This is a genomic window from Enterobacter sp. RIT418, assembly GCF_003057745.1.
In the GTDB taxonomy this organism is placed as follows: domain Bacteria; phylum Pseudomonadota; class Gammaproteobacteria; order Enterobacterales; family Enterobacteriaceae; genus Enterobacter.
On the sequence record NZ_QBJD02000025.1, the window covers coordinates 24,669 to 32,706 of the forward strand.

The window sequence follows — 8,038 nt, forward strand, 5'->3', positions numbered from 1 at the left end:
GGCGGGTTTTTTTTGCGTCAAATTTCACCGATCCTCACGACTCTTCTTCTTCACCCAGCGACTGTACGATGAGATCGCGCAGCCACTTATGCGAGGGCTCGCGGTGCAGGTATTCGTGCCAGAGCATATTCATTTCAAAGCCCGGGATATCAATGGGCGGCACGAAGTATTGCAGCTGCGGGTTATCGCGAACCAGGCGCAGCGGCAGCATGCCCACCAGATCCGTGGTGGCGATGGTAAATACCGCAAACATAAAGTGGGGAACCGACAGGACCACTTTTCTGGCTAATCGCATATCCGCCAGCACGCGGTCGGTGTTTCCCCAGAACCCTGCGCCGTCCGGCGAGATAATGACGAAATCCAGTTCCAGAAATTGTTTTAAGGTTGGCGCGGATTTCAGCAGCGGATGACCCACGCGGCTTACCAGCACGTAGCGTTCGCTGAACAACATGCGGCAGCGCATGCCCGGAGGCGATTCCTCCACGATGTGGAAGAAGAGATCGACCTTATCCTTTCCGCCCGCCTGGGCGATATGCGAGTTTGCGTTCTCAACAACCGCCACCCGGGTTCCGGGCGCTTCACGACGTAAATTCCTCAGAAGCGGTAGTAGCACCGTTGTTTCGCAGTAATCCGCCGCAACCACCTGCCAGGTATGGTTTGACTCCGCCGGAACAAACGGTCCGGGCGCGGAGACCGCTTTATTCAGCAACGCCAGCGCCTGGCCTAGCGGCGCGCGCAGAAGTTCGGCCCTGGCGGTGGGGCGCATCCCGCGCGGTCCCGGTAAGAACAGCGGATCGTCGAAGTTTTTGCGCAGCTTCGCTAACTGAACGCTGACGGTCGGCTGCGACAAGTTCAGCGAACGGGCCGCCCGCGTTACGTTTGGATCCTTCAGTAGCGTATCCAGCGTCAGCAGCAGATTAAGATCCAGCTTCCTGAGATTATCCATCGTAATACCTGCTATCAGTGAAATTCATTACTACTATATCTGACAAATCCCTACTATTCATTATCGATGTAGCCATAAAGAGGAGCGCCAAAAACTCTGCCATTCTGGTTATATTTTTTTCCAGATAATTCAGCGGCTGCACAAATATGTGATACGCCGCGCCTTATTATATTTAAGAACAAACTAACCACATATTCCATTTATGTTGCTTATTCGTAAATGGTAAATCAAAAAAGATGACAGGAGATGAAAATGCCAACGGGTCTTCTTGCCTTAGCACTTGGCGCATTTGGAATTGGTCTAACAGAATTTGGAATCGTTGGATTATTACCTCAAATAGCCGCTGAATTTTCCATAACAGAACAGGTCGCAGGCTATCTCGTTTCGGGATATGCCATCAGCGTTGCCGTTGGGGCAATTCTGTTAACGGCCGTCATGATTCGTATGGAGCGTCGATTAACGCTGCTGCTGCTGACGGGGCTGTTTATTGTCGGCAACCTTATTTCGGCACTCTCGGTCAGCTATGAAACGCTGCTGTTTGGCCGAATTGTGGCGGCGCTGTGCCACGGCGCTTTCTTTAGCGTTGGCGCGGTGGTGGCTTCCGATATGGTCGCTAACGACAAAAAAGGGGCGGCGATTTCCTTAATGTTCGCGGGCCTCACGGTGTCGAATATTGTCGGCGTTCCGCTGGGAACCTTTGTCGGCCTGGAGCTGGGCTGGCGCACGACCTTCTGGGCGCTGGCGGTCATCGGCGTGGTGACAATGCTGGGGATCAGAGCGCTTATTCCACCCATGCCTGCGCACCAGGACACTAATCTTAGCCGTGAATTTGCCGTGTTTAACCGCCCTCAGGTGTGGATCTCGGCCCTGCTGAGCGTGCTCTCCTTCGGTGGCGTCATCGGTGGTTTCACCTACATTGCCTTTACGCTGACCCAGGTCTCTGGCTTCGCCGCGCAGACCGTACCGTGGCTGCTGGTGCTGTTCGGTATTGGGACGTTTGTCGGCAATATTTTCGGTGGTAAAGCGGCAGATAAATCGCTGAATAAATCTCTCGGCACCATCCTGCTGATGTTGACGATAGTGATGGCGGCATTCGCAACGTTTGCGCATAGCCAAATCATGACCATTGTTCTGCTGCTGCTGATGGGAACGGTTGGGCTTGCTACTGCCCCAGGCCTGCAGCTCCGCATGATGAAGTATGCCAGCGATGCGCCAACGGTGGCTTCCGGAACCAACATTGCCGCTTTCAATATCGGTAACGCATTGGGCGCCTGGCTGGGCGGCATGGCGCTGGATAAAGGCTACGGTTTTGTCTCTCCACTTTGGGTGGGCGCGGCGTTGAGCCTGGCCGCACTGGCCGTCGTGATCATCGGCAGCCTTAATGTTGGGCTGAAAGCCAGCCGCGTGCAGGGATAAGCTCTCTCCCCAATATCGACTCTCGCGATGATATACGTACTTATTAACATCCTCTGAATAAAAGTGCTGGTAAGAGTTAATGACTCTTATCAGCATTATCCGAACGACAAATATATACCCGTTGTTTTACTAGTTCTAAAACACTTTTTATTTAATTGCGTGCCTCTGATTTATTTCAGAGGAGTCGTCACGCCTTCCATAAATACAAATGTTAATGAGACTCAATATGAAATATTTAAAAACAGGAAATGATAAAGCAGCAAATAGATGTAATATCGTTGGATTTTTCCCCGGTTTAGGCAGCCGGGTTGCTTATCAGAATATTGGCGATGAATTATTACGCGCCGGAAATCAGGACATTTTACAGATCTACCGCGATGCGGCCCTGGCGATGGGATACGGTGATTGTCCCGAAAAAATGATCATTACTGAGGAAACCTTGCCAGCGAAGGCGATGGAACGGCAGGGCTTTATTGGGGCCAGTTTTGTTGTTCATAATCTGGCGCTGGCGGCCCAGCTTCGGGCACAGGCAGAAGCGCAGGGTCTGGATTTACACATTAGCGCCTGGACGGGCGAAAGTTTTGGCATGATCAGTTCCGCGGCGGCCAGCGGGGCGCTAAGCGTGGCCGATGCGGTGAAGATTGCTAACTTTTTCACTCCCTATATTTTCCTGGCCTCGCAGGAGCATAGCGATCCGTTTAGCCGGGCAATTTCGTCGTATTTTCCGCCCACGGTAAATGCCCATCGCGTCGTGCCCGAACCGTATTACGTGGTGGCGCTTCGGGGGCGAACGAAAGATCTGGATGACGCCTTAAGCGCGCTGAAGGACGAGTTTCTTGAAAGCGAAATTGAGCTGCACAAAATTTACAGCCACGCGCAGGTCAACCTTTACGTCAAAAGCAGCATCAAGTCGTGTTTCGACATCTTTATGAAAAACCACCCGGCCATTGAGGTGTGCAAGCTTAAGGACCCGACCGCGTTTCTTACCCACTCGAAACAGCTTGCGCCGCTAAAGCAGGGGCTGGAGCAGTTCATTCAGGATCAGAATATTCTCTTTAGCGATCCGCATACGCCAGTGATTGCTAACCACCGTGAAGCGGTATTGACCTGCAAAGAGGAGATCCGCGCGGCGATCGTTGCCCTGGTGGATGAGGTGATGCTTTCGGCCTCTACGGCAAAACTGGCCGACGAATACAACGCCGATGCCATTATCGAGCTGGGGCTGGGAAACAAATCGGTTCAGATGCTGCGCGATAATGATATTCACACGCCGGCATTTGCCTTTACCGGAGCGGAGGATGCGCCCGTCGTCGATGCGCTCTACGCGCTGGGTATGATTCGCAGAGGACGTACTGCGGGCCAGGTGTGCGGAGCCATTGACCATTGGCTGAGGGTCGCCCGTCAACATGCGGAGCTGGCGGCACAATTTTCACCGAAGATCGTTGAGGCTATTCATCAGGTCGCGTCCCTTAAGCTTGTGGTGCCCGGTGCACTTTCCGTCGGCGTAGAGAGCATCTACAAAAATAGCTGGCGCTTCAGGGATTACCTTCAGCACGGCGAGCGGGTGATCATGGCCCGCCTGCGGCGCAATATTCATGGTTCGGAAAGCGATAAGAACCAGACCTACGCGGACCTGAACATTTTGACCGAGAAGGGCGTGCTGCGTCATCAGAAAACGCCGTTCGTTATCCACGCGGAAAAAACGCTTTTTTACGTGTCCAGCCTGGATGCCTTGAGCAATAGCGATGTCTTTAACGCGCTGTCGGATCTGGAGGCGGCACCGGGCTATTCCGATATTTGCCAGTACATTGAAGCGGAGCGCAACCAGGGTGAGCCGCTGCGCAGGCTCCTGCAGCTCCGTAGCGTGATTGCGCAGCCTGAAACGCAGGTTATTCGCCGCATTATTTTGCAGACCCTCTCGTTCGAACTGATGAAGGTGCACCGTCCGGGGCTGGTGCAGGAAGGAAATACGTGCCTGGTCACCCATGATTTTATCGGCTGGCTGGCCTGCATGGTTATCTCCGGTGCCGCAACGTTTGAGAGTACGGTGCAGCTCTGCCGCGATTATTACTCCTCTCTGGGCCGTAAAATTTCAGCCTGGGCCGTGGTGAAAACCTTTGCCGCCGGGTTAGTCGACCCGAGCATACCGGTGCTTTCGATTAGCGGGCTGCCGCTGATGACAAACCGGGACCTGGAAGTGAACACCTTTAAGATGCTGTTGGGCGATTTCCCCGAACAGCGCGTGCAGGCTGCGCTTGATTGCCATTTATCCGTCATTACCCTCGACAGCGAGCTTACCAGCGCTTCGCTGGCGACCGCGCCTTACCAGTCGGACATTATTCACATCGCCTCTGCCGCGGATATTTGGCGCCGCAATCCTGCGGTGCTCCTCGAGCAGCGCGAGCGCGAGGCCCAGCTTTGCCTGACCGACGAGTTTCTTCAGGTGTCGGATTACGCTATCCGGCGAAACCTGCTGTGCAGCACGGTCAACGCTTATATAGAAGCGGACGAAGTGCCGGTTCTGTTCTGCCAGGGCGGCAGTGAGTCCATGACGATGTTTATCCAGCGCGCGCCTGAGAAACCCATCTTCGTGCGCAAAATCCTGAGCGAGGCCCTTACCGCAGCCAAATGGAACCCCGGCGGTACCGGCGTGATGCTGCCGCCGTTCGCAAAAGCGGCGCGCCAGGTGGATTATCTGCGCGCGCTGCCGGAGGAGGTTAAGCCGTGGTTCCCTCAGGTGTATGCCGTTCTGGAGCGCGAAATCCTGACGCCAGCCAGCCAGGAGCGCGTGGGGAAAGACACCTGTAAAGAGGTGATCTACGAGATGAGCCTCGTGGAAGGGGAGGAGGTGAGCCAGTTTATACAGCGTCATAACCCTTCGCCATCCGTTATCGCCCGGCTGTATGAGGTGATTTTCACCTTCCTGCGCGACAACGTTCATAGCCAGAATCGGGTTTTGACGGCTGGGAATACCCTTGAGATCTCCTACTTCAGGAAAATAGAAGAACGGCTGGCGCTGTGCCGTCAAACGGCGCCTCAATGCTTCAGCGCTGAGCTGCTGGACAGCGAGAAGATCGTGATCAACGGATGCGAATATTTAAACGTTAAGCCTCTGCTGAACATCTTCCGTTCTCACCCTGAATATCAGCGGATGCTGGAGCCGCGGTATCACTCGCTGGTGATGGGCGATACCAATACCGAAAACATTAAGCTTGGCAACGTTGCCCCTCTGCTGGCGGTGCAAGCGTTGATTGATGAACAGCGAAGCGAGGAGGACATTGCCCGCGCGATGGCGGCGATTACCGCCGGGACGCTTGAGCTTCGGTTCCTCGATCCGCGCGCCATCGGTTTTCAGACCGAAGGCGCCGAGTGCCGCGATGATTACATGTATGACAACAAGCCATGGCATAACTCCATCGGCCATTACGATGAGATCCACAACGAGCTGTTCACCCTTGAGATGACCGTGAACGGGGTGAAGAACCCGCTCATTAACATTCACTTTACGCCAGACAATCCGTGGCAGCGGGCGTATCAGGTTGTCGATTGCGCACACAGTAACAGCAACCCGCTGGCTGACCCCACGATTACGGGGCTGGAGACGTATTTTGCCCAGGTGATGGGGGCGGTTTACGAGCTCGATAACCCGAACTCGGTATGGCTGCGTGACGATCCGTACTGGCTGGTGCGCTTTGTCTTCATGATGGGCACGCATTTCACCGCGATGCCGCCTTTCCACTTTACGTCCGAACTGGACGGCACGATTAAAGACAGTATTCGCACCCAGCGCAGGCCGGTGGCGATCTACTGCGAAGGCATCAAATGGCTCAACTGGGCATTAGAGATTTTACAGGGCAAGCGCGACCAGTTCCTGGGCGTGAGCGTGCCGTTCGTTGAACACCTTGCTAAAGAGGCGATGTAATGCTGCAACACTACGAAGTACCTTCATTCGAGTCCGATCTGAACCGCGCCTTAGGGCGTTTGAATAATGAGAACCGCATTATCACGACGCCATGGAGTCGGATTGTGAGGGGCCTGGGGCTGGGCCAATATCCCATCCCCTTCTGCGAGACGCTTTCCGGCTGGATACAGGACGCGTTTGACGAGCTCAAGGTAAAAACCGAGTCGCAGAATAACTATACCCACTTTTCATCCCTGCTCTGTGACTTCATCTGCCTGCTGATCCAGCCTGGCAAAACGCTGGAGCCTCAGGTTCGGCTGGACTATATCTCTAACCTGCTTTTCTTAATCAATAACGAGGCCGATCCGTATCGGCGGATTATGCAGTACACCATCACCATTGACGCGCTGGCGAAGCTGAACATCAACCTGTTTGATGTACTGGAGAAGAGCGTGGATCTGTCGGGCCTGCTTTTTAATACCGTCCATCAGATTAAGTCGAACGACATTCATGATGAGAACAGCGGTAAGCATGGCGATTATGAAAAGCTCTCTGCCTATACGTCCGTTTTCTTTGCGCTGGCCAGCTGCGGCAAGTCCTCTTTATCTATTACCCGCCGACAGAACCACGTCGAGAGCGCGCTAAGCCTTCTTAATAACATTCCGTCTCCGTTCTTCCGCGGGCGCGGTGGGAGCATGTTGTTTAGCGCGATTAGCGTGATGGGCCTGGAGCCTGTATTAAAAGAAGAGGTGGGGGATGCGATTATTCATACGCTGGATTATCTGGATCGGGCGGATACGATTGGCATTAATCCGTCGTTCCCGCAGCCAATGTCGCCTGCGTTTGTCAAAATCTATCCGCTGCTCACGATGCTGAACGCCATCGCGGTGACGGGGGAGCGCCAGGCGCTTCATTTCCGGCAGGATCGTCTTCGTCAGGCGCGGGATCTGCTTGAGGCGCTTACGCCCGTCGAGCAAACCCATATGGGGCTCTACTATATTATGGCGGTCTATAACCTTGGCCTGATCGAACAGGAGCAGGCCCACATCGACGCGCTGGTGGAAACGCTGGCAGGGACGGCGGCGAACATCGATCCTTCGGAGAACTATTTCCTGCACGGCATCGCATGCTCTTATGTCCTTGAGACCGCGCTGATTACCGGCAGGAAAGATCTCATTACCGATCGGCTCACCAGCCGACTGGCCGAAAGCTTCGCCACGATGGATAAATGCGTCGTGGATGAGATCAACAGGCCTTATCCGTTCGCCTATGCGCTGACGATGCTGGGAGAGGCGGGGCAGGCGCGCAAAATGTTTGAGCCTTCCACGTGCTATGGGGATCAATCTGCGACCAGCTGGGTGATTGCGAACCTGACGCAGGTAAAAGATGGCGCTGATGGCAGGCTCTATATGCTCAATCACGCATTGATCAACCTGATGCTGCGTATGCGCGGACACGATCGTTCTGCAGAAAAGGCCTACGGTAACGTCGTCTTCTAAGGTGACATTGCTTTCAAAACAGTAAATCAGAACCCGTCCGCAAGACGGGTTCGTTTGTTTTGTGGATAAGTCTGTGTGTAAACGGGTATAAGGCGGGGTTTTGCTGTGGAATGCAGCAGTCAGTTATTTTTCTGTCATTTAGCGGTTGCGGCGCGGCGAGAACTCCCTATAATGCGCCTCCATCGACACGGCAGATGTGAATCACTTCACAAACAGCCCGGTCGGTTGAAGAGAAAAAATCCTGAAATAACGGGTTGACTCTGAAAGAGGAAAGCG

The 8,038-nt window shown here is 54.1% G+C and carries 4 protein-coding genes; 3 read left to right on the forward strand and 1 reads right to left on the reverse strand.

The window, feature by feature from the left end:
* Positions 1-34: 34 nt before the first annotated feature.
* Complete coding sequence (locus DBY73_RS21095; protein WP_112013155.1) at positions 35-946, reverse strand: LysR family transcriptional regulator; 912 nt, start codon at positions 944-946, stop codon at positions 35-37.
* Between the two features lie 252 nt (positions 947-1,198).
* Here DBY73_RS21095 and DBY73_RS21100 point away from each other — a divergent pair, with 252 nt between their 5' ends.
* From DBY73_RS21100 to DBY73_RS21110, 3 genes are all read left to right on the forward strand, one after another.
* On the forward strand, positions 1,199-2,362 hold the full coding sequence (locus tag DBY73_RS21100) for an MFS transporter (protein ID WP_112013156.1): 1,164 nt from the start codon (positions 1,199-1,201) through the stop codon (positions 2,360-2,362).
* 226 nt (positions 2,363-2,588) lie between these two features.
* Entirely contained in the window at positions 2,589-6,284 is a 3,696-nt protein-coding gene (locus DBY73_RS21105; RefSeq protein ID WP_112013157.1) for an ACP S-malonyltransferase, read from the forward strand.
* Positions 6,284-7,762, forward strand: coding sequence for a hypothetical protein (locus DBY73_RS21110; RefSeq protein ID WP_112013158.1), 1,479 nt, complete (start codon positions 6,284-6,286; stop codon positions 7,760-7,762). The genes DBY73_RS21105 and DBY73_RS21110 overlap by 1 nt, the downstream gene beginning before the upstream one ends.
* The last annotated feature ends 276 nt before the right edge of the window (positions 7,763-8,038 follow it).

Bases quoted from the DNA above. Each gene is read 5' to 3' on its own strand.
- DBY73_RS21095 (WP_112013155.1), bottom strand. From the start codon at position 946: ATGGATAATCTCAGGAAGCTGGATCTTAATCTGCTGCTGACGCTGGAT.
- DBY73_RS21105 (WP_112013157.1), top strand. From the start codon at position 2,589: ATGAAATATTTAAAAACAGGAAATGATAAAGCAGCAAATAGATGTAAT.
- DBY73_RS21110 (WP_112013158.1), top strand. From the start codon at position 6,284: ATGCTGCAACACTACGAAGTACCTTCATTCGAGTCCGATCTGAACCGC.
- DBY73_RS21100 (WP_112013156.1), top strand. From the start codon at position 1,199: ATGCCAACGGGTCTTCTTGCCTTAGCACTTGGCGCATTTGGAATTGGT.